Origin of the sequence: Duganella sp. CT11-25 (genome assembly GCF_047302815.1) — a bacterium.
Classification (GTDB): Bacteria; Pseudomonadota; Gammaproteobacteria; order Burkholderiales; family Burkholderiaceae_D; genus Rugamonas.
In genome coordinates this window covers 4,987,746-5,006,207 of the sequence record NZ_JBKBFD010000001.1, presented here as the reverse complement: position 1 = coordinate 5,006,207, position 18,462 = coordinate 4,987,746, and the positions used below count along the sequence as shown (strand labels likewise).

Below are 18,462 nucleotides of genomic sequence, written 5' to 3'. Positions count from 1 at the left end.
CCCGCTGCCGGTGTTGCGCGGCGGACGCCAGGATGCCTTGCTTTAGCGGGCGTAGCCCTCGTTCAAACGCTGATAACCGGGAATGCTGCTCTTCATCGCTTCCAGCGGGCTGCCCACGCCCAGGTGCGACAGGCCGTTCAGTTCCAGCTGGAAGAAGATCTGCGTCGACGCCTTGGTCGAGGTGGTCACGAAGCGCTGCGCGCCGGTGCGGAACACCCAGCAGTCGGCGTTGTATTCGAGGCCGAGCAGGCTTTCGAGGATCTTCTTGTCCTGCACCGAGTAGCTGACCCGGCCGACGCCGTACCAGCGCTGGAAGATCGGCCACTGGCTCGACAGCTCGATATTCTTGAAACTGTCGCGCAGGTAGCGGTAGCCCAGGTTCAGCACCTTCTTCGAGCCCGGCACCCATTGCGCGGTATAGCTTTCCGACACCACCCGGCTCAGGCTCGGGTTGTACTGCACCGCGCTGTCGAAGGTCCAGGTCTCCGAGATGCGGCCGGTGGCGGCCAGCAAGATGTCCGAATGGGCGTCCACCACCGGCGTCGACGAATCGAGCTGCACCTTCTGGTCGCGGAAGTAGAAGCGCTGGCCGAACGCCAGGCGCAGCGCCTCGGCGCCGTTGGCGTCGAGGAAGCGCGAGGTCAGCGCGGCGGTCAGCTGGTTGGCGTCGCCGATGCGGTCCGAGCCGACGAAGCGGTTTTCGCTGAAGATCTGGCTGAAGTTGAAGGTGGCGGCGTCGGTGTCGAAGGTCGGGAACTTGCTCTGGTCGCGGTACGGCGTGTTCACGTAGAACAGGCGCGGCTCCAGCGTCTGCGTCATGGCCTTGCCGCCCCACTTGATGTCGCGCTCGAACACCAGGCCCGAGTCCAGCGAGAAGGTCGGGACCGCGCGCGACAGGTTGCCGGACGGATCGGTTCCAAACGCGTCCATCTGGTAGCTGGCCATGTTGACCATCACCTTGGGCGTGATGAAATAGCTCGGCCCGATGATCGGATAGCTCAGCTGCGGTATCGCCACCAGCCGGGTGCCGGTGATCAGCGTCGGGTGGTAGAAGCGCGTCAGTTCGCTGTCGAAGGCCCAGTCGAAGCCGCCGGCCACGTCGTACTGGGCGGCGTGGAAATTGATCGCCGGCAGGCGGTCATACGGGCGGGTCACCGTCAGCGACGGATCGACCACCGATTCCGGATCCTGCAGCACCTGGTACTTTTGCACGCGGGCGGTCAGCGTCCAGTAGTCGCCGTGGTAGTCGGTGCGCAGCTCGCGCAGCAGCTGGCGCTCGGTCGAGCTCGACACGGTCTTGGAGAAATCGTTGGGGTAGTTGTCATCCGACGCCGCGCGGATGCTCCAGCCGTACGACCAGTCCTTGCTCAGGTCCTGGGTATGGTTGCTCTTGATCATCCAACGGTCGCTCTTGACGTCCGGGTTGGCCTTGGCGTACTCGCGGTCGTGCGGCAGGTACTCCAGGTACGTTTCGCCCTGGTACAGGCCGCCGTCGGTCTCGCCCAGGTAGCGGGCGTTGGCGCCGATCTGGATGCCGCGGTTGGCGATGATCTTCGGGTACAGCGTCAGGTCGCGGTTGGGCGCGATGTTGAAGTAGTACGGCACCACCAGCTCGGCGCCGTTCTTGGAGCCGAAGCCCGGCGTCGGCGACAGCCAGCCGGAGCGGCGCGCGCCCGACAGCGAGAACGACAGCGCCGGCGTGCCCAGGATCGGCACGTCCTTGAAATAGATGATGGTGGTGCCGGCGGTGCCGACGTCGCGGCCGGAATCGAGGTTCAGCGTGCTCGAGCGCAGATACCAGTCCGGGTCGTAGCCCTGGCAGGTGCTGTAGGTGCCGTTGACCACCACCGCCTCGTCTTCATTGATGAAGTTGATGCGCTCGGCCTTGCCCTGGCCGCTGTTCGCTTCCAGCTTGTAGGTCGGGTTGAGCATGTAGCCCTTGCCGGTGTCCAGGTTCAGTTTCAGCTCGTCGCCGGTGAAATAGTCGCCGAAGCGCCAGATTTTCACATTGCCCTTGGCCTCGACCTCGTCCTCGACCTGGCGGTAGCAGGCCGTGTCGGCGTTGATCTTGGTCTTGTCCTTGACCAGCTCGGCGTCCCGCTCCAGCGTCACTTCACGCTCGGGACGGCCACCGATGTCCTCGGCCTTGACCGTGGTGACGGCGTTCTTGTCCTCCACGCGCGGCGGGCGCTGCTTGAGCTGGCTCTGGGCGTGGGCGGGCACTGCCGAAACAGTGACGATGGCAGTCAGGGCGTACGCCCAGCTTTGCGTGGTGGTGGGGGGGGCCAGAAGCCAGCGCATGCGACTCATGAAAAGAAGGGAGGAAACACCATGAAAGGCGATTTTTTAATTTGAATCCCTTATTATATGGGAATCTTCACCTCACACCGGTTTCCAAGGCCCGCATCAATGTCTTTATTACAGAATTTAACTTCAGATACATCTCCCGCGCAGTCGGCGGACCTGCGGCTGGCGCTGCTCACCGGCTGGCTGTCCACCCTCGACGTGGTCGATGTGGCAAGTGCGCGCCCGGCTTCGGCCGACGCCAGCTTCCGCCGTTACTTCCGTGTCAACGTTTTGCCTGAGCATCAAACCAGCCTGGGCGAGACCCTGATCGTCATGGACGCGCCGCCCGAGCGCGAAAACGTGCTGGCCTACGTCAAGCTGGACGAAATGCTCACGCATGCCGGCGTCTCGGTGCCGCGCATCGTCGCCACCGACTACGAGCGCGGCTTCATGCTGATGTCCGACCTCGGCGTCACCACCTATCTGCAGGTGCTGGACCACGACAACGCCTCGACCATGTACGCCGAGGCGCTGGAGGCGCTGGTCAAGTTCCAGGCCACCAGCCAGCCGGACGTGCTGCCCGAATACGACCGCGCCTTCCTGCTGCGCGAAATGAACCTGTTCCCCGAGTGGTACATCGGCAAGCACCTGAACGCCACGCTGAGCGACAAGCAGGCCGCCGAGCTGCAGGCCGTGTTCGACGCCATCCTGGCCAACGTCACGGCCCAGCAGCAGGTGTATGTGCACCGCGACTTCCATTCCCGCAACCTGATGTGGATGGACGCCGGCAACCCGGGCGTGCTCGATTTCCAGGACGCGCTGTACGGCCCCGTGACCTACGACCTGGCCTCGCTGCTGCGGGACGCCTACGTGCAGTGGGACGAGGAGCTGGTGCTGGACTGGGCCATCCGCTACTGGCAGCACGCCAAGTCGGCCGGCCTGCCGGTCAACCAGGACATCGACGCCTTCTACAAGGACTTCGAATACATGGGCCTGCAGCGCCACCTGAAGATCCTCGGCCTGTTCTGCCGCCTCAACTACCGCGACGGCAAGGCCCAGTACCTGGACGACCTGCCGACCGTGATGGACTACGTGCGCAAGACCGCCGGCCGCTACAAGGACCTGAAGCCGCTGGTGCGCCTGCTGGACTTGCTGGAAGACAAGAAGCCGCAAGTCGGCTACACCTTCTGAACGGGGCCGCAGCCATGAAAGCCATGATCTTCGCCGCCGGACGCGGCGAGCGGATGCGTCCCTTGACCGACACCACGCCCAAGCCGCTGCTCAAGGTGCGCGGCCGGCCGCTGATCGTCTGGCACATCCTCAACCTGGTGCGGGCCGGCATCACCGAGATCGTCATCAACCACGCGCACCTGGGCGACCAGATTGAAGCGGCGCTGGGCGACGGCAGCCAGTTCGGCGCCCGGCTGATGTACTCGCGCGAGGAAACCGGGCTGGAAACGGCCGGCGGCATCGCCACCGCGCGCCACCTGCTGGGCGAGGAGCCGTTCGTCGCGGTCTCGGGCGACATCTATGTGCCCTACTTCGACTTCGAGCAGGTCAAGGATGTGTTGCACGACAAGGATATGTGGGGCAATCCCTACCCGGCCGACCAGCGCGACATCTGCTGGCTGTACCTGGTGCCGAATCCCGACTTCCATCCGGACGGCGATTTCGGGCTGACCATGTACTCGGTGAGCAACGAGGGCGCGCCGAAATGGACCTTCGGCAACATCGGCGTCTACCGCATGGAAATGTTCGACGGCATCGCGCCCGGCGCATACGCCAAGCTGGGGCCGCTGATCCGCCAGTACGCCGACAGGAAACAGGTTGGCGGCGAAGTCTACGAAGGCGAGTGGCACAACCTCGGCACCGTGCGGCAGCTCGACCTGCTGAACGCGCCGCCGGCCTCGCGCCTGGCGGCCGCCAAGGGCGTGCAGTGATGTCGGCCTACGCCGCGCGGCGCGCGCGCCTGCTGGCGCAGATGCCGCCGGGCGCGGTGGCGGTGCTGCCGACCGCGCCGGAAGTGGCGCGCAACAGCGACAGCGACTACCTGTACCGGCACGACAGCTATTTCTACTACCTGACCGGCTTCACGGAACCGGACAGCACGCTGGTGCTGGTGGCGGCGCGCGGCGATGCGCCGGCGCGCGCCATCCTGTTCTGCCGCCAGAAAAACCCCGAGCGCGAAATCTGGGAAGGCTTCCGCCACGGCCCGGACGGCGCGCGCGCGGCCTTCGGCTTCGACGCCGCCTACGCCATCGAAGAACTGGACGGCGAAATCAGCAAGCTGCTGGCCGACGCGCCGGCGCTGTACTACGCGCTGGGCAGCAACGCCGCGCTCGACGCCCAGGTCAAGCTCTGGCTGGGCAATGTGCGGCGCCTGGCGCGCAGCGGCGTGACACCGCCGGCGTCCGCCGTCGACCTGCTGCCGCTGATCGATGAAATGCGCGTGATCAAGGACGACGGCGAGCAGGCGCTGATGCTGCGCGCCGCCGCCATCTCGTCGCAGGCGCACGCGCGGGCCATGCGCGCCGCGCGGCCCGGCATGTTCGAATACGAGCTGGAAGCGGAACTGCTGTACGACTTCCGCCGCAACGGCGCACAGGCGCCGGCCTACAATTCCATCGTCGCGGCCGGCGCCAACGCCTGCGTGCTGCACTACAGCGCCAACAACGCCCGCTGCAAGGACGGCGAGCTGGTGCTGATCGACGCCGGCTGCGAGTTCGACGGCTATGCCTCCGACATCACGCGCACCTGGCCGGTCAACGGCCGCTTCAGCGCGCCGCAAAAGCGCTTGTACGAACTGGTGCTGGCGGCGCAGTCGGCCGCGCTCAAGGCCATCGCCCCCGGCCTGCCCTACGCCGGCGCCCACGAGGCGGCCGTGCAGGTGCTGGCGCAGGGCATGCTGGACCTGGGCCTGCTCGACAGGAACAAGCACGGCAATGCGGCCGACGCCATCGCCGACAAGCGCCACCTGCAGTTCTACATGCACGGCACCGGCCACTGGCTGGGCATGGACGTGCACGACGTCGGCCAGTACCGCGACACGGCCGCCGCCGGCAAGCCCTCGCGCGCGCTGCAGCCGGGCATGGTGGTGACGGTGGAGCCGGGCATCTACGTGCGCCCGGCCGAAGGCGTGCCCGAGGAATATTGGAACACCGGCATCCGCATCGAAGACGATGTGCTGATCACCGCCGGCGGCCACACGATACTGAGCACCGCGCCCAAGACCGTGGCCGACATCGAACAACTGATGCAATGACAGAAACGACTCATTTCGACGTCGCCATCTGCGGCGCCGGTCCGGCCGGCATGGCGCTGGCCGCGCTGCTGGCCAGGCGCGGCGTGCCGGCCGCCCGCATCGCGCTGGTCGACGCCAAGACGCTGGCGCAGGCAGGCAAGGACCCGCGCTCGATCGCGCTGTCCTGGGGCAGCCGCCAGATACTGGAAGACATCGGCGCCTGGCCGGTGGCCGCGACCGCCATTCATGAAATCCACGTCTCGCGCCGCGGCCAGTTCGGCCGCAGCCTGATCACGCGCGACGAGCACCGGCTGCCGGCGCTCGGCTACGTCACCCGCTACGGCGACCTGGTGGCGGCGCTGGGCGCGGTGTGCGAACGCGCCGGCGTCGCGATGCTGCGGCCGGCCCGCGTGGCGGCGCTCGACGAGCTGGCCGACGCAGTCGCGCTGACCACGGCCGGCGACGCGCCGCGTGTGCTGCACGCCGCCATCGTGGTGCAGGCCGAAGGCGGCCTGTTCAGCGATCAGGAAAGCAAAGCCCAGCGCCGCGACTACCAGCAGACCGCGATCATCGCCCAAGTGCGCGGCAGCCGCGCCATCGCGCACCGCGCGTTTGAACGCTTTACCGAGCAGGGCCCGCTGGCGCTGCTGCCGCAAGGCGAGGAATATTCGCTGGTGTGGTGCGTGCGGCCCGACACGGCCGCGCATCTGCTGTCGCTGGACGATGCGGCCTTCCTGCAGGAACTGGGCGCCGCTTTCGGCGAGCGCGTCGGCCGTTTCACGCACGCCAGCGCGCGCCTGGCCTTCTCGCTGGGATTGAATGCCGATCCGCGCAGCACCGCGCGCACCGTCGCCATCGGCAACGCCGCGCAAACGCTGCATCCGGTCGCCGGCCAGGGCCTGAACCTCGGCCTGCGCGACGCCACCGTGCTGGCGCGCCTGCTGGCGCAAGGCGCCACGCCCGCCATGCTGGCGCAATTCACCGCCTTGCGCGCGCAGGATCGCGGCACCACGGTACGCCTGACCGACACCATGGCGCGCGTGTTCGCCAACGATTCCCCCGCGCAAGCGCTGCTGGGCCTGTCGCTGGCCGCGATCGACATGATCGGCCCGGCCCGCGGCGTGCTGGCCGAGCTGATGATGTACGGCCGCCGCTAGCCCGCATCAAGTCCGCGTGATCGACGCGCCGCCGTCGACCAGCGACGCGGTGCCGGTGACGAAGGACGCATCGTCCGACGCCAGGTACAGCACCGAGCGCGCCAGTTCTTCCGGTTGCGCCACGCGTTTCAGCGCATGCAGGTTGGTGACGAAGGACGCCGATTCCGGCGTGTTGTTCATGTCGCGGTACATCGCGGTGTCGACAGCGCCCGGCAGCACCGCGTTCACGCGCACGCCTTGCGGGCCGTATTCCGCCGCCAGCGCCTGCGTCAAGCCGATCAGGCCGGCCTTGCTGGCTGCGTAGGCGGCCACGCCCGGGAAGGCGAAGCTGTAGCCGACAAAGGTCGAGGTGAAGATCACCGAACCGCCGCCATGCTTGATCATTTCAGGGACTTGATGCTTGGCGCCGAGGAAGGCGCTGGTCAGGTTGGCGGCCAGCGTGTCGTTCCAGCCCTGCTCGGAGACGCCGCTGGTCGCGCCCATTTCGCCCAGCGTGCCGGCGTTGTTGTAGGCGATGTCCAGGCGGCCGTAGGCTTCGACGGCCGCCGCAACCAGTTGCGCATTGAACGCTTCGGACGTGACGTCGCCGGACAGCGCGATGGCCTTGCCGCCGTCGGCGACGATCTCGGCGACCAGCGTATCGAGCTCGGCCTGGCGGCGCGCGGCGACCACGACCTTGGCGCCTTCAGCGGCGAACAGTTTGGCGGTGGCGCGGCCGATGCCGGAAGATGCGCCAGTGACGATTGCAACTTTGTTTTGTAAGCGGTTCATGGTGAGGCTCCTTGTGTGGGTGAGTGCAGCCATCTTATGCTTCACCAACACCACCGACAATCGGCCCAAACCTAATGTGACATTCACAAATTGTGAATTGTATTGATGCCTGAGGCGGCCCCCTTCCCTTCCGTGGCTACCAAAAATGTAGCCTCAGGCGCGAAATCCATGCCACTTTGACACGCAACAAGGTCGAGATACCCTGCTCGCGTACATTCGTCCGTGCGCTGCACGCGCATCCCCCTTGTTCGATCACGACCGGACCGACGTCCCGCCGACACTATGCGCATGCTCCCTATCCTCCATCTGAATTCCCGGCCGCAGAACGCGGCCACTCCTCCGCATTTCCCCCCCATTCTTTTCCTCGCCAGGGGCGCGCCATGAAGATCCTGTGGATCGGATCCCGCCTCTGGGGTTCCGCGCAGCGCGCAAATGCCTGCGTCAGGCTGGGGCACCAGGTGGAACTGCTCGATCCCCGGCAACTGCTGCCGCGTTCCCCTTGGGTCGATCGCGTCGCCTGGAACATCGGCGGCGAACTGTTCGACGCCACGGTCAGGCAACGCCTGCTGCGCCGCATCGGCGAGGCGCGCTACGATCTCTGCATCGTGGACCAGGGCGAGCTGATCGGGCCGGTCACCGTGTCCGCCCTGAAAAAAAATTGCGCCAAGGTCATTTCTTACGTGAATGATGATCCCTTCGGCGGCCGCGACAAGGGCCGCTTCAGGCTCTATCTGCGGGCCTTGCCGGAATACGACATCAACGTCGTGATACGGGAAGTGAATGTCGCCGAGGCCTATGCCGGCGGCGCCAGATCGGTTTTCCTGACCTGCCTCTCGTCGGACGAGGTCGCGCATGCGCCGCTGCCGCTTAGCGACCTCGACCGGCAGAAATGGGCTTCCGAGATCGTCTTTGTCGGCACCTGGATGGAGCAGCGCGGCGCCTTCCTGGCCGCGCTGGTGGAGGGCGGTTTGCCGCTGTCGATTTACGGCAACCGCTGGCACAGGGCGCCGGAATGGCCGCGCCTGCGGCAGGCCTGGCGCGGCCCCGGCCTGGAGGGCGAGGACTACGCCAAGGCCATCCAGTGCGCCAGGATCAGCCTGGGGCTGCTGTCGAAAGGAAACCGCGATCTCTGGACCAACCGCTCGGCGGAAATTCCGGCGCTGGCGGGATTGCTGTGCGCGGAGCGGACCAGCGTCCACCAGCGTTTCTACGTGGAGGGCGAAGAGGCGATCTTCTGGCGCGACGCCGACGAATGCATCGAGCAATGCAAGCGCCTGCTGGGCGACGAGGCCAGGCGCCTGGCGATCGCCGAACGGGGCCGGCTGCGCGGTCAGCGCAACGCCATCACCAATGAAAAGGTCATGCATTCCATCATCGCGGCGGCGACCGGCTCGGACAGCGCCGCCCGCCATGCATATCCGGCCGACTTTGCCCGCAATCGCCTAGACAGCCATCCCCAACATTAAGCCTCCCCGCTCCACCAGCCCGGACAATTCTTTCACCGCACGCAAACAAGGAGAATGCGATGTCGTTAGTGAGCCTATTGAAATTCATTACCAGCCATCCCCTGAATCAGGATGCAAAGCTCGAGGCGATTGTTCGCTTTGGGAAATGGCAGTTGGGTAGCCGCCTGATCGATAGCGAGATCGTTTATGAGTGGGTCAACGATTCGAAATTTCTGGTGCGCACGGGTGAAACCGGGCTCACCGGAAATATTTACACGGGACTGCATGATTTTCCCGATATGGGCTTCCTGCTCCACGTGCTCAGGGATGACGATCTATTTATCGATATCGGCGCCAATTCGGGGTCGTACACCATACTCGCGTGCTCCGCCGTAGGCGCCAGCGGCTACGCCTTCGAGCCCATCCCGGCGACCTTCGCCAAGCTGGTGAACAATATCCGGCTCAATCACCTGGGCAGCCGCGTCACATGCCTCAATGTCGGACTTGGCAGCGAAAAGGGAACCATCGAATTCACCAGCGATATGGACACCGTCAACCATGTGGTCGCGCAAAGCGAAAAACATGGCAATACCATCGCCGTGGATTTATTGACTCTGGATTCGGTGCTTGAAAACGAAGCGCCGACGCTTATTAAGATCGACGTCGAAGGCTATGAAACGCCGGTCTTGGGCGGCGCGGTCGAGACATTAAAAAAACCCAGTCTTCATTCCGTGATTCTCGAATTAAATGGAAGCGGCAACAGATATCGCTACGATGAGTCGCGCATATTGGAAATGATGTTCGACCACGGTTTTAAAACATATTCCTACGATCCATTCCGGCGCAGCCTCACCAATCTCAATGGAAAGAATCTAAGCTCAGGCAATACCTTATTCATCAGGAACGAAGCCGCAGTGATGGAAAAGATCAGGAACTCCCCTCTGGTGACCGTGCACGGCAAGCAGTTCTAAGCCCCTCCCCGGCCTCCCGGACCCGGAATCGCCATCCGGGTGCTGGCTAGCGCCACAGCTCGCCTGAATAAAACAATCAGTTACCATATCAATAAAAACAGTAATCTCATTGAAAATATTTTCATATATCCATGGAGAATTTGCACCGCGTCGCAAATACTCATAAATTCACGGAAAAATAAATTTCTTAGCGTAAATTTTTTTATTCGCGATTATATAAGAAGATAAAGATTATTGTTATTCCATGGAAATTTCACAATGCGAAATTTCTCTTGAATATTCAAAATTTAAAACCTAGAATCCCCTACTCGTTTTGGATAGAGATATTTTGATTCAACTCAATGCCACTTCATTAACAGAGGGATTCAATGGATAACTTTATATTTTATAATTCGACATGTGCCAGCATATTACTCGCCGGCGTATTGGCGGCGCTGACAGCCTGCGGCGGGGGCGATAAGGCGGGCAAAAACCAGATCAGCGCGGAAAAGACGGCGTTGCTGGCGGCGGCCGTCACCGCCGCTGACACCACCACATGGACGCCTTGCGCCTCGGAGGGCGGAACCTGCACCTTCTCCGGCACCCGGCAAGTACGCTATGGCAACAATGGCACTTACTTCACCAAGACCGCGACCGGATCGATAGCGTGCACCAATGCCGTATTCGGCGACCCCTTGCCGACCCTCACGAAGTCCTGCTCCTACGGCCCGGAGATCGCGCCGGCGCCGGCGCCTACCCTGACCTGGACACAGTGCGCGTCCGAGGGCGGCGTGTGCTCCTTCTCGGGCACCCAGCAAGTGCGCTATGGCAACAACGGCACTTACAACACCAAGACCGCGACCGGCAGCATCGCTTGCACCAACGCGGTATTCGGCGACCCCTTGCCGACGCTGGCAAAGTATTGCTGGTATGCGTCGGCGGCGACGCCTCCAACGCCCACCTGGACGGTGTGCGCGACGGAAGGCGGACAGTGCAACTTCCCCGGCACCCAGCAAGTACGCTACGGCAACAACGGCACCTACTTCACCAAGGTCGCCACCAACACCATCGCCTGCACCAACGCGGTCTTCGGCGATCCCCTGCCGACGCTGGCGAAGTCGTGCTCCTACTCGGCGGTAACGACCAGTCCCACGCCACCGCCGCCACCGCCCCCTTCCGGCGGCGTTCCCGCCGTGGCATCGGCCGCGGGCTTCAACCAGCTGATTTTCTCGGATGAATTCAATACGGCGAATATCAGCCCCGACGGCGGCGGCACCTATCGCTGGTACAACGGCATCTGGTATGAATCGCCATCGCCCATGTCCCGCTACACGGTCGCCAATTCGGTCTTGACGGCGACGGTGCTGCCGACCGACGAACACGAATCCTGGCTGACCACGCTCAACCGCAAGGGCGGACCCCACACCTTGTTCAACCTCGGCTATTTCGAGGCGCGCATCAAATGGAATAACGTGATGGACAATTTCTCCGCCTGGTGGCTGGAAAGCAGCGAACACGCCCTGGTCAACGAGAACAACTTCTGCGAAATCGATATCTTCGAGGCCTATCCGAACTACGGTTCGGTGTTCGCCGGCTCGGTGGTCGATTGGCGCTGGCCCGACAGGACCATCAACAGCAACAATGTCGACCAGACGCCCGGTGTTGATTACTCGCAGTGGCATACCTATGGCTTGCTCTGGACCACCAACACCATCACCTGGTATCTCGACGGCAAGGCCATGCACTCGTGGCCGACCCCGAACGTCTGCAAAACCCAGAAGCTGTTCATGATCATCGGCGCGCAGCAGCACGGCCACACCCAGCAGGTCAATGTGGACGTCGACTACATCCGCGTCTATCGATAAGCGCGCGGAGAACCACGCCGCTTGACGAAAAAAAGGCCGGCCCGCTGTAGCGGGGCCGGCCTTTTTCACTTGGCGAAGGCGGTTTATTCGACCGCTTTGACCATGTCCTCGATGACCTTCTTGGCGTCGCCGAACACCATCATGGTGTTGGCCTGGTAGAACAGCTCATTGTCCAGGCCGGCATAGCCGGAAGCCATCGAGCGCTTGTTGACGATGATGCTCTTGGCCTTGTACGCCTCCAGGATCGGCATGCCGGCGATCGGCGATTTCGGATCCTTGGCGGCCGGGTTGACCACGTCGTTGGCGCCCAGGATCAGCACCACGTCGGTCTGGCCGAACTCGCCGTTGATGTCCTCCATCTCGAACACCTGGTCGTACGGCACCTCGGCCTCGGCCAGCAGCACGTTCATGTGGCCCGGCATGCGGCCCGCCACCGGGTGGATCGCGTACTTCACGGTCACGCCCTTGTGCGTCAGCTTCTCGACCAGTTCCTTCAGCGAGTGCTGCGCGCGCGCCACGGCCAGGCCGTAGCCCGGCACGATGATCACGCTTTCGGCATTGGCCATGATGAACGAGGCATCGTCGGCCGAACCGGACTTGACCGGGCGCTGCTCCTTCGAGCCGCCGCCGGCCGCTTCCGCCGGGGCGCCGCCGAAGCCGCCCAGGATCACGTTGAAGAACGAACGGTTCATCGCCTTGCACATGATGTACGACAGGATCGCGCCGGACGAACCGACCAGCGAACCGGCGATGATCAGCATCGAGTTGTTCAGCGAGAAGCCGATGCCCGCCGCCGCCCAGCCGGAGTAGGAGTTCAGCATCGACACCACCACCGGCATGTCGGCGCCGCCGATCGGGATGATGATCAGCACGCCCAGCACGAAGGCGATCGCGGTCATGATCAGGAACGGCGTCCATGCCGGCTCGGTGCCGCCGGCGAAGCAGAACACCAGGCCGAGGCCGACCATGACGATGGCCAGGATCAGGTTCAGCATGTGCTGGCCGGCGAAGCTGACCGGCGCGCCCTGGAACAGGCGGAACTTGTACTTGCCCGACAGCTTGCCGAACGCGATCACCGAACCGGAGAACGTGATCGCGCCGACGAAGGTACCGATGAACAGTTCGATGCGGTTGCCGAACGGCAGCGCCTCGCCGGCGGCGGCGATGCCGAAGGCGTGCGGCTCCGACACCGCCGCCACCGCGATACACACGGCGGCCAGGCCGATCAGCGAGTGCATCGCCGCGACCAGTTCCGGCATCTTGGTCATCTCGACCTTTTTCGCCAGCACCGCGCCGATGCCGCCGCCGACGATCACGCCCACGGCCACCAGCGCCAGCCCCATGCCGCCGCCGGTGCCGGCGGCCGCCGCTTCCGACTTCAGCTTCAGGATCAGGGCGATGGTGGTGACGAACGCGATCGCCATGCCCGACATGCCGAAGGCATTACCGGTACGCGCCGTGCCCGGCGACGACAGCCCTTTCAAGGCCTGGATAAAGCACACCGATGCGATGAGGTACATCATCGTCACCAGGTTCAGGGAGATGAAATTCATGCTTCCTCCCCCGCCAGCTTGGCCGCCGCCGCAGGCTTGGCCTTCGGTTCTTTTTTCCTGAACATCTCCAGCATGCGCTGCGTGACCAGGAATCCGCCGAACACATTGACGGCGGCCAGCGCCACCGCGACGGTGCCGGCGATCTGGCCGACCGGTCCTTCGGTCAGCGAAGCGGCCAGCATGGCGCCGACGATGATGATCGCCGAGATGGCGTTGGTGACGGCCATCAGCGGCGTATGCAGCGCCGGCGTGACGGTCCAGACCACGTGGTAGCCGACGTAGATGGCCAGCACGAAGATGATGAGGTTGATGATGGTGTGGCTGATTTCCATGATGTTCTCCTTCTTATTTTCTTAAGAGCTCGCCGCCGGTGCACAGCAGCGTGGCCTTGATGATGTCATCTTCGCGGTCGATCACCAGCTTGTCTTCCTTGTCGATGATCAGCTTGAGGAAGTCCAGCACGTTGCGCGCATACAGCGCCGACGCGTCGGCCGCCACCAGGGTCGCCAGGTCCGGCTCGCCGACGATGTGCACGCCGTGCTTGACCACGGTTTTGTTCAGTTCCGACAGCGGGCAGTTGCCGCCCTGCGACACGGCCAGGTCGACGATCACGGAGCCCGGCTTCATCGCCTTCACCGTCTCTTCGGAAATCAGCACCGGCGCCGGACGACCCGGGATCAGCGCGGTGGTGATGATGATGTCGGCCAGCTTGGCGCGCTCGTGCACCAGCTCGGATTGGCGGCGCATCCAGTCGGCCGGCATCGGCCGCGCGTAGCCGCCCACGCCCTGCGCGATTTCCTTTTCTTCATCGGTGATGAAGGGTACGTCGATGAACTTGGCGCCCAGCGACTCCACCTGCTCCTTCACCGGCGGCCGCACGTCGGACGCCTCGATCACCGCGCCTAGGCGCTTGGCGGTCGCGATCGCCTGCAGGCCGGCCACGCCGACGCCCATGATCAGCACGCGCGCGGCCTTGACGGTGCCGGCCGCCGTCATCAGCATCGGCATGAAACGTTGATAGGTGTTGGCCGCCACCATCACCGCCTTGTAGCCGGCGATGTTGGCCTGCGACGACAGCACGTCCATCGACTGCGCGCGCGTGATGCGCGGCACGGCTTCCAGCGCGAAGGCTTGCAGCCCGGCCGCCGCCATGGCCGCGTTGTTTTCCGCATCAAATGGATTGAGCATGCCGATCACCACCGTGCCCGGCTTGATCTGCGCGCGTTCTTCCGCATTCGGGGCACGCACCTTAAGAATGACATCGGCGCTCCAGGCTTCCGCCGCCGCGACGATCTGGGCCCCGGCCGCCGCGTAAGCCTCGTCGGTGACGGAGGCCGTCACGCCGGCGCCCGACTGCACCACCACCTGGTGCTTGGCGGCGAGCTTCTTGACGGTCTCGGGCGTTGCCGCCACCCGGGTCTCTCCCGGCCTGGTCTCGGCCGGTATGCTTATTCTCATGTTGCCTCCAAATGATTGATAAACTGACTAGAATCTAACACGGAAATGCTGGGCCTGAACCGCCCCTCGTTGGCCCCATCATACTTAATACTTATTTATCAATAAATAGCGGTTTTATCACTACAACTATTACTATTTATCATCAATTGGCATTTAAAGTGCTGCGCTAGCGCAATGTGGCCTGCTGGTTTCAAACCAAATGGCTGGAACAGGCTAAAATGTCGGCTCTTTCAAGGATGACTCATGCCGCGTATCTGGAAACCCTCTGTTACTGTTGCCGCCATCGTCGAAAAGGATGGCAAGTTTTTGCTGATCGAAGAAGAAACCAGCGACGGCATCCGCATTAACCAGCCCGCCGGCCACCTGGACCCGCACGAATCGCTGGAACAGGCCGTGATCCGCGAAACGCTGGAGGAGACCGCCTACGACTTCACGCCGACCGCGCTGGTGGGCATGTATATGTCGCGCTACACCTCCAACCGCACCGGCGAGGAAGTGACGTATCTGCGCTTCACCTTCTGCGGCGTGCCGGGCGCCCTGCACGACCGTCCGCTGGATGAGGGGATTTTGCGCACCATGTGGCTGACGCGCGACGAATTGGCCGCCTGTGCCGACCGTCACCGCAGCCCGACCGTGCTGCAATGCGTGGACGAATACCTGGCCGGGCGCCGCGCCCCGCTGGAACTGATACAAACACACGCTTCCGTCTTCAAGGAGGCGGTGAGCACCGCCAATGGATAGAAGATAGGAAAAGTAATGGGCAAGAAAAAAGTCGTGATCGGTATGTCGGGCGGGGTCGATTCCTCGGTCGCGGCGTGGATGCTCAAGGAGCAGGGCTACGACGTGGTCGGCCTGTTCATGAAGAACTGGGAAGACGACGACGATTCCGAATACTGCTCGACGCGCCAGGACTGGATCGACGCCGCCAGCGTGGCCGACGTCATCGGCGTCGACATCGAGGCGGTCAACTTCGCCAGCGAATACAAGGACCGCGTGTTCGCCGACTTCCTGCGCGAATACCAGGCCGGCCGCACGCCGAACCCGGACGTGCTGTGCAACGCCGAGATCAAGTTCAAGGCCTTCCTCGACCACGCCATGCACCTGGGCGCCGACCTGATCGCCACCGGCCACTATGCGCGCGTGCGCCGGAACGGCGACCGGCACGAACTGCTCAAAGCCGTCGACCACACCAAGGACCAGAGCTACTTCCTGCACCGCCTGAACCAGGCGCAGTTGTCGAAGACGCTGTTCCCGCTGGGCGAGATCCCGAAGACCGAAGTGCGCCAGATCGCTGAAAAGCTGAAGCTGCCGAACGCGGCCAAGAAGGACTCGACCGGCATCTGCTTCATCGGCGAGCGGCCGTTCCGCGAATTCCTGAACCGCTACCTGTCGTACAAGCCGGGCCCGATGAAGACGCCGGACGGCAAGGTGGTCGGCGAGCACGTCGGCCTGTCGTTCTACACGCTGGGCCAGCGCAAGGGCATCGGCGTCGGCGGCATGAAGGCGTACAAGAACCCGGACGGCAGCAGCGACGCCTGGTATGTGGCGAAGAAGGACGTGGCCGAGAACACGCTGTACATCGTGCAGGGCCACGAACACCCGTGGCTGCTGTCGTCGACCTTGCGCGCCGACCAGGCCAGCTGGGTCGCCGGCGAAGCGCCGTCGCCGCGCGCGATGGCGGCCAAGACCCGCTACCGCCAAGCCGACGTGGCGTGCGAGATCGCGCCGGAAGGCGATTCCGATTTCGCGCTGAAGTTCATGGATGCCCAATGGGCGGTGACGCCGGGCCAGTCGGCCGTGCTGTACGACGGCGACGTCTGCCTGGGCGGCGGCATCATCGACAGCTCGACCTTCGTCGCTGGCTGATCTTATGTGAGCGCTTAGTCGGCGGCGGATTCTCCGTCGCCGCCTTCCGGCGCATCGGTTGCGCCGTTCTCCTTGGCCATGGCCGCGCGCTGGCGCTTGACCATCGCGATCACCACGTTGCGTATCGTATTGAGCACGGTGTCGGCCTTGAACGGCTTGACGATGAAACCGCTCACGCCCATCGCGTGCGCCTGCTGGATGGTGGTGGCGTCGAATTCGCTGGAGACCATGAAGATCAGGGTCTTCGGCCAGTTGGTCTTGATTTCGCGCACCACGTCCTCGCCGCTCTCCATCTGCTCGCGGGCGATGCAGACGATGTGCGGCTGGTACTTGATCAGCAGCGCCATGCCGTTGGCGCAGGTGTGGGCCTGGCCCACCACGTCATAACCGCCGTCGATCAGCACGGTGTTGAGCAGGCCGCGGGCGACAGCGCTGGAATCGATAATGACCGCTTTTAACATCTTGCAAACCTTGTATCAGTGGCGCGCGCTTATTTTTCCCAAGCCAGCATGTTCCAGGTCACGCCGACCCGCACGTCCGTTTTTAATTGCACCAATTGTCGAGAAAGATACAGCATTTCGCGTTCTTTTCGTAGTGTTTCGCCCAGCGTATCCTTCAGAATGCCGGCGCCGGCCATGATCCCGTCCAGAGTGCCGTATGTACGCAACAGTCGGGCGGCGGTTTTCACGCCGACCTTGGAGACGCCCGGTATCGAGTCGGTGACGTCGCCCATCAGCGCCAGCAGGTCCGGCAGCTGGTCCGGCGGCACGCCCCATTTCCGCTCGACCCAGGCCTGGTCGTGCCATTCGCTCTTGAAGTGGTCCCACACGCGCGCGCCCTGCGCGATCAGGCCGTGCAGGTCCTTGTCGGTGCTGGCGACGGTGGCTTCGCCGCGGCCGTCGGCCAGCCAGCGCAGCACCACGGTGCCGATCACGTCGTCGGCCTCGACCTCGGGCAGCGACACCACGTGCAGGCCGAGGCCGCGCAGCTTGTCATAGAAATCGGGCAGCGCCTCGCGCAGCGGCGACGGCATCGGCGCGCGGCCTTCGCGGTAGCCGGCGTACAGCGCGTGGCGCCAGGTGCGGCCGCCGAAATCGAAGGCAGGCAGCACATGGGTCGGTTCGTGGTCGTTGACCAGTTTGCGGAAGGAGGACAGCGCGTGGCGCAGCGCGATCTCGGCCTTTTCAGGGCTATCGGGTTCGGGGCTGGCTTCGTAGACGCGGCGCACGATATTGAGGCCGTCGATGGCAAGGAGTCTACCCATGTTCAACAATCATCCGGGCTTGTTCAAGCCGCCATTCTACCCGACCTGCCTCAAGTCTTGGCTGAATCGGCATGGCATCCGCGGCGTGATACTGAACGAAGGCGACATCGTCGCCCCCTACCTGGTAACGGCCGATTACTGGCCGGCGCCGCCGGGGAACAGCTGGTCGACCAATTCGCGGATCTTGTGGTCGGCGTTGATGAATTTTCCGGTGTTCATGCCGGCGCGGTTGGCGTCGTAGATGGCTTCGCCGATCGGCTTGCCGCCGTTGTAGACCTTGATGTTCGCGTAGGTCATGTACATTGCCAGGTCCCAGCGCCAGTTGGCCGTGTAGGTCGACGTGATCGGGCATTCGACGATGGACGCACTGGCAGGCATCTGCTGCGCCACATACCCTTTCGATTCGAGCGCCTGCTTATAGGAGACCATGAAACCTTCCTTCACCGCCGGGTTGTCGATGATGCAGACCTTCTTGTCGGTAAAGCGCTCGACCGGCTTGACGGTCTGCTGGATCGCACAACCCGTAAACAACATGGAGAAAACAGCGAGCAACGCGAGACGCTTGAGCATGGGCAAACCTTCAGATGTTTATGATTAGATAAACAT

17 protein-coding genes are annotated in these 18,462 nt (G+C 63.6%); 9 read left to right on the top strand and 8 right to left on the bottom strand.

The genetic code is table 11. From position 1 onward, the window contains the following. Positions 1-42: 42 nt before the first annotated feature. Complete coding sequence (locus tag ACEN9F_RS21475) at positions 43-2,301, bottom strand: LPS-assembly protein LptD (protein ID WP_413423134.1); 2,259 nt, start codon at positions 2,299-2,301, stop codon at positions 43-45. Positions 2,302-2,409: 108 nt separating this feature from the next. Between ACEN9F_RS21475 and ACEN9F_RS21470 the strand changes: the two genes are divergently transcribed. The 4 genes from ACEN9F_RS21470 to ACEN9F_RS21455 are packed head-to-tail and all read left to right on the top strand — an operon-like array spanning position 2,410 to position 6,684. Continuing rightward, entirely contained in the window at positions 2,410-3,477 is a 1,068-nt protein-coding gene (locus ACEN9F_RS21470) for an aminoglycoside phosphotransferase family protein (RefSeq protein WP_413423132.1), read from the top strand. 14 nt (positions 3,478-3,491) lie between these two features. Beyond that, entirely contained in the window at positions 3,492-4,226 is a 735-nt protein-coding gene (gene murU, locus ACEN9F_RS21465; protein ID WP_413423130.1) for an N-acetylmuramate alpha-1-phosphate uridylyltransferase MurU, read from the top strand. Next, positions 4,226-5,548 carry an aminopeptidase P N-terminal domain-containing protein gene (locus tag ACEN9F_RS21460; protein ID WP_413423128.1) on the top strand — a complete coding sequence of 441 codons (1,323 nt, stop codon included), beginning with the start codon at positions 4,226-4,228 and terminating at the stop codon, positions 5,546-5,548. The genes murU and ACEN9F_RS21460 overlap by 1 nt, the downstream gene beginning before the upstream one ends. Next, on the top strand, positions 5,545-6,684 hold the full coding sequence (locus tag ACEN9F_RS21455; protein ID WP_413423126.1) for an FAD-dependent monooxygenase: 1,140 nt from the start codon (positions 5,545-5,547) through the stop codon (positions 6,682-6,684). Before ACEN9F_RS21460 ends, ACEN9F_RS21455 begins: the two co-directional genes overlap by 4 nt. 6 nt (positions 6,685-6,690) lie before the next feature. Here the strand turns inward: ACEN9F_RS21455 and ACEN9F_RS21450 are convergent, their stop codons facing one another. Beyond that, positions 6,691-7,455, bottom strand: a complete 765-nt coding sequence (locus ACEN9F_RS21450; protein ID WP_413423124.1) for an SDR family oxidoreductase — start codon at positions 7,453-7,455, stop codon at positions 6,691-6,693. Between the two features lie 380 nt (positions 7,456-7,835). On the opposite strand from ACEN9F_RS21450, the gene ACEN9F_RS21445 reads away from it, so the two are divergent. From ACEN9F_RS21445 to ACEN9F_RS21435, 3 genes are all read left to right on the top strand, one after another. Continuing rightward, positions 7,836-8,921 carry a glycosyltransferase gene (locus ACEN9F_RS21445; RefSeq protein WP_413423122.1) on the top strand — a complete coding sequence of 362 codons (1,086 nt, stop codon included), beginning with the start codon at positions 7,836-7,838 and terminating at the stop codon, positions 8,919-8,921. Between the two features lie 59 nt (positions 8,922-8,980). Next, a complete protein-coding gene (locus tag ACEN9F_RS21440) occupies positions 8,981-9,871 on the top strand; it encodes an FkbM family methyltransferase (protein ID WP_413423120.1) in 891 nt (296 codons plus the stop codon). A 425-nt stretch (positions 9,872-10,296) separates the two neighbouring features. Then, positions 10,297-11,715: a family 16 glycosylhydrolase gene (locus ACEN9F_RS21435; RefSeq protein WP_413423118.1), complete on the top strand. Its 1,419-nt coding sequence runs from the start codon at positions 10,297-10,299 to the stop codon at positions 11,713-11,715. Between the two features lie 83 nt (positions 11,716-11,798). Here ACEN9F_RS21435 and ACEN9F_RS21430 read toward each other — a convergent pair whose 3' ends face one another. From ACEN9F_RS21430 to ACEN9F_RS21420, 3 genes are read right to left on the bottom strand one after another with little or no spacing between them, the layout of a single operon-like run. Next, complete coding sequence (locus ACEN9F_RS21430; protein ID WP_413423116.1) at positions 11,799-13,268, bottom strand: NAD(P)(+) transhydrogenase (Re/Si-specific) subunit beta; 1,470 nt, start codon at positions 13,266-13,268, stop codon at positions 11,799-11,801. After that, positions 13,265-13,600: an NAD(P) transhydrogenase subunit alpha gene (locus ACEN9F_RS21425; protein WP_413423114.1), complete on the bottom strand. Its 336-nt coding sequence runs from the start codon at positions 13,598-13,600 to the stop codon at positions 13,265-13,267. Before ACEN9F_RS21425 ends, ACEN9F_RS21430 begins: the two co-directional genes overlap by 4 nt. A gap of 13 nt (positions 13,601-13,613) precedes the next feature. Next, entirely contained in the window at positions 13,614-14,726 is a 1,113-nt protein-coding gene (locus ACEN9F_RS21420) for a Re/Si-specific NAD(P)(+) transhydrogenase subunit alpha (RefSeq protein WP_413423112.1), read from the bottom strand. A 243-nt stretch (positions 14,727-14,969) separates the two neighbouring features. On the opposite strand from ACEN9F_RS21420, the gene ACEN9F_RS21415 reads away from it, so the two are divergent. Together ACEN9F_RS21415 and mnmA are read left to right on the top strand one after the other, a co-directional pair. Then, positions 14,970-15,467: an NUDIX hydrolase gene (locus tag ACEN9F_RS21415; protein ID WP_413423110.1), complete on the top strand. Its 498-nt coding sequence runs from the start codon at positions 14,970-14,972 to the stop codon at positions 15,465-15,467. Between the two features lie 15 nt (positions 15,468-15,482). Next, positions 15,483-16,592, top strand: coding sequence for a tRNA 2-thiouridine(34) synthase MnmA (gene mnmA / locus ACEN9F_RS21410; protein WP_413423108.1), 1,110 nt, complete (start codon positions 15,483-15,485; stop codon positions 16,590-16,592). A gap of 14 nt (positions 16,593-16,606) precedes the next feature. On the opposite strand, the gene ACEN9F_RS21405 is transcribed toward mnmA, so the two are convergent. The 3 genes from ACEN9F_RS21405 to ACEN9F_RS21395 form a co-directional block, all read right to left on the bottom strand. Beyond that, entirely contained in the window at positions 16,607-17,053 is a 447-nt protein-coding gene (locus ACEN9F_RS21405) for a response regulator (RefSeq protein WP_413423106.1), read from the bottom strand. A gap of 29 nt (positions 17,054-17,082) precedes the next feature. After that, positions 17,083-17,856 (bottom strand): 5'-3' exonuclease, encoded by a 774-nt coding sequence (locus tag ACEN9F_RS21400; protein WP_413423104.1) that lies wholly within the window; start codon positions 17,854-17,856, stop codon positions 17,083-17,085. 135 nt (positions 17,857-17,991) lie between these two features. Then, positions 17,992-18,426 carry an Sbal_3080 family lipoprotein gene (locus ACEN9F_RS21395; RefSeq protein ID WP_413423103.1) on the bottom strand — a complete coding sequence of 145 codons (435 nt, stop codon included), beginning with the start codon at positions 18,424-18,426 and terminating at the stop codon, positions 17,992-17,994. Between the last annotated feature and the right edge of the window lie 36 nt (positions 18,427-18,462).

What these genes read in the sequence shown, in the direction of transcription:
- ACEN9F_RS21395 (WP_413423103.1), bottom strand. Translation starts at nt 18,426, where the DNA reads ATGCTCAAGCGTCTCGCGTTGCTCGCTGTTTTCTCCATGTTGTTTACG.
- ACEN9F_RS21460 (WP_413423128.1), top strand. Translation starts at nt 4,226, where the DNA reads ATGTCGGCCTACGCCGCGCGGCGCGCGCGCCTGCTGGCGCAGATGCCG.
- ACEN9F_RS21425 (WP_413423114.1), bottom strand. Translation starts at nt 13,600, where the DNA reads ATGGAAATCAGCCACACCATCATCAACCTCATCATCTTCGTGCTGGCC.
- ACEN9F_RS21400 (WP_413423104.1), bottom strand. Translation starts at nt 17,856, where the DNA reads ATGGGTAGACTCCTTGCCATCGACGGCCTCAATATCGTGCGCCGCGTC.
- ACEN9F_RS21475 (WP_413423134.1), bottom strand. Translation starts at nt 2,301, where the DNA reads ATGCGCTGGCTTCTGGCCCCCCCCACCACCACGCAAAGCTGGGCGTAC.
- ACEN9F_RS21420 (WP_413423112.1), bottom strand. Translation starts at nt 14,726, where the DNA reads ATGAGAATAAGCATACCGGCCGAGACCAGGCCGGGAGAGACCCGGGTG.
- ACEN9F_RS21415 (WP_413423110.1), top strand. Translation starts at nt 14,970, where the DNA reads ATGCCGCGTATCTGGAAACCCTCTGTTACTGTTGCCGCCATCGTCGAA.
- ACEN9F_RS21445 (WP_413423122.1), top strand. Translation starts at nt 7,836, where the DNA reads ATGAAGATCCTGTGGATCGGATCCCGCCTCTGGGGTTCCGCGCAGCGC.
- ACEN9F_RS21450 (WP_413423124.1), bottom strand. Translation starts at nt 7,455, where the DNA reads ATGAACCGCTTACAAAACAAAGTTGCAATCGTCACTGGCGCATCTTCC.
- mnmA (WP_413423108.1), top strand. Translation starts at nt 15,483, where the DNA reads ATGGGCAAGAAAAAAGTCGTGATCGGTATGTCGGGCGGGGTCGATTCC.
- ACEN9F_RS21470 (WP_413423132.1), top strand. Translation starts at nt 2,410, where the DNA reads ATGTCTTTATTACAGAATTTAACTTCAGATACATCTCCCGCGCAGTCG.
- ACEN9F_RS21440 (WP_413423120.1), top strand. Translation starts at nt 8,981, where the DNA reads ATGTCGTTAGTGAGCCTATTGAAATTCATTACCAGCCATCCCCTGAAT.
- ACEN9F_RS21430 (WP_413423116.1), bottom strand. Translation starts at nt 13,268, where the DNA reads ATGAATTTCATCTCCCTGAACCTGGTGACGATGATGTACCTCATCGCA.
- ACEN9F_RS21405 (WP_413423106.1), bottom strand. Translation starts at nt 17,053, where the DNA reads ATGTTAAAAGCGGTCATTATCGATTCCAGCGCTGTCGCCCGCGGCCTG.
- ACEN9F_RS21455 (WP_413423126.1), top strand. Translation starts at nt 5,545, where the DNA reads ATGACAGAAACGACTCATTTCGACGTCGCCATCTGCGGCGCCGGTCCG.
- murU (WP_413423130.1), top strand. Translation starts at nt 3,492, where the DNA reads ATGAAAGCCATGATCTTCGCCGCCGGACGCGGCGAGCGGATGCGTCCC.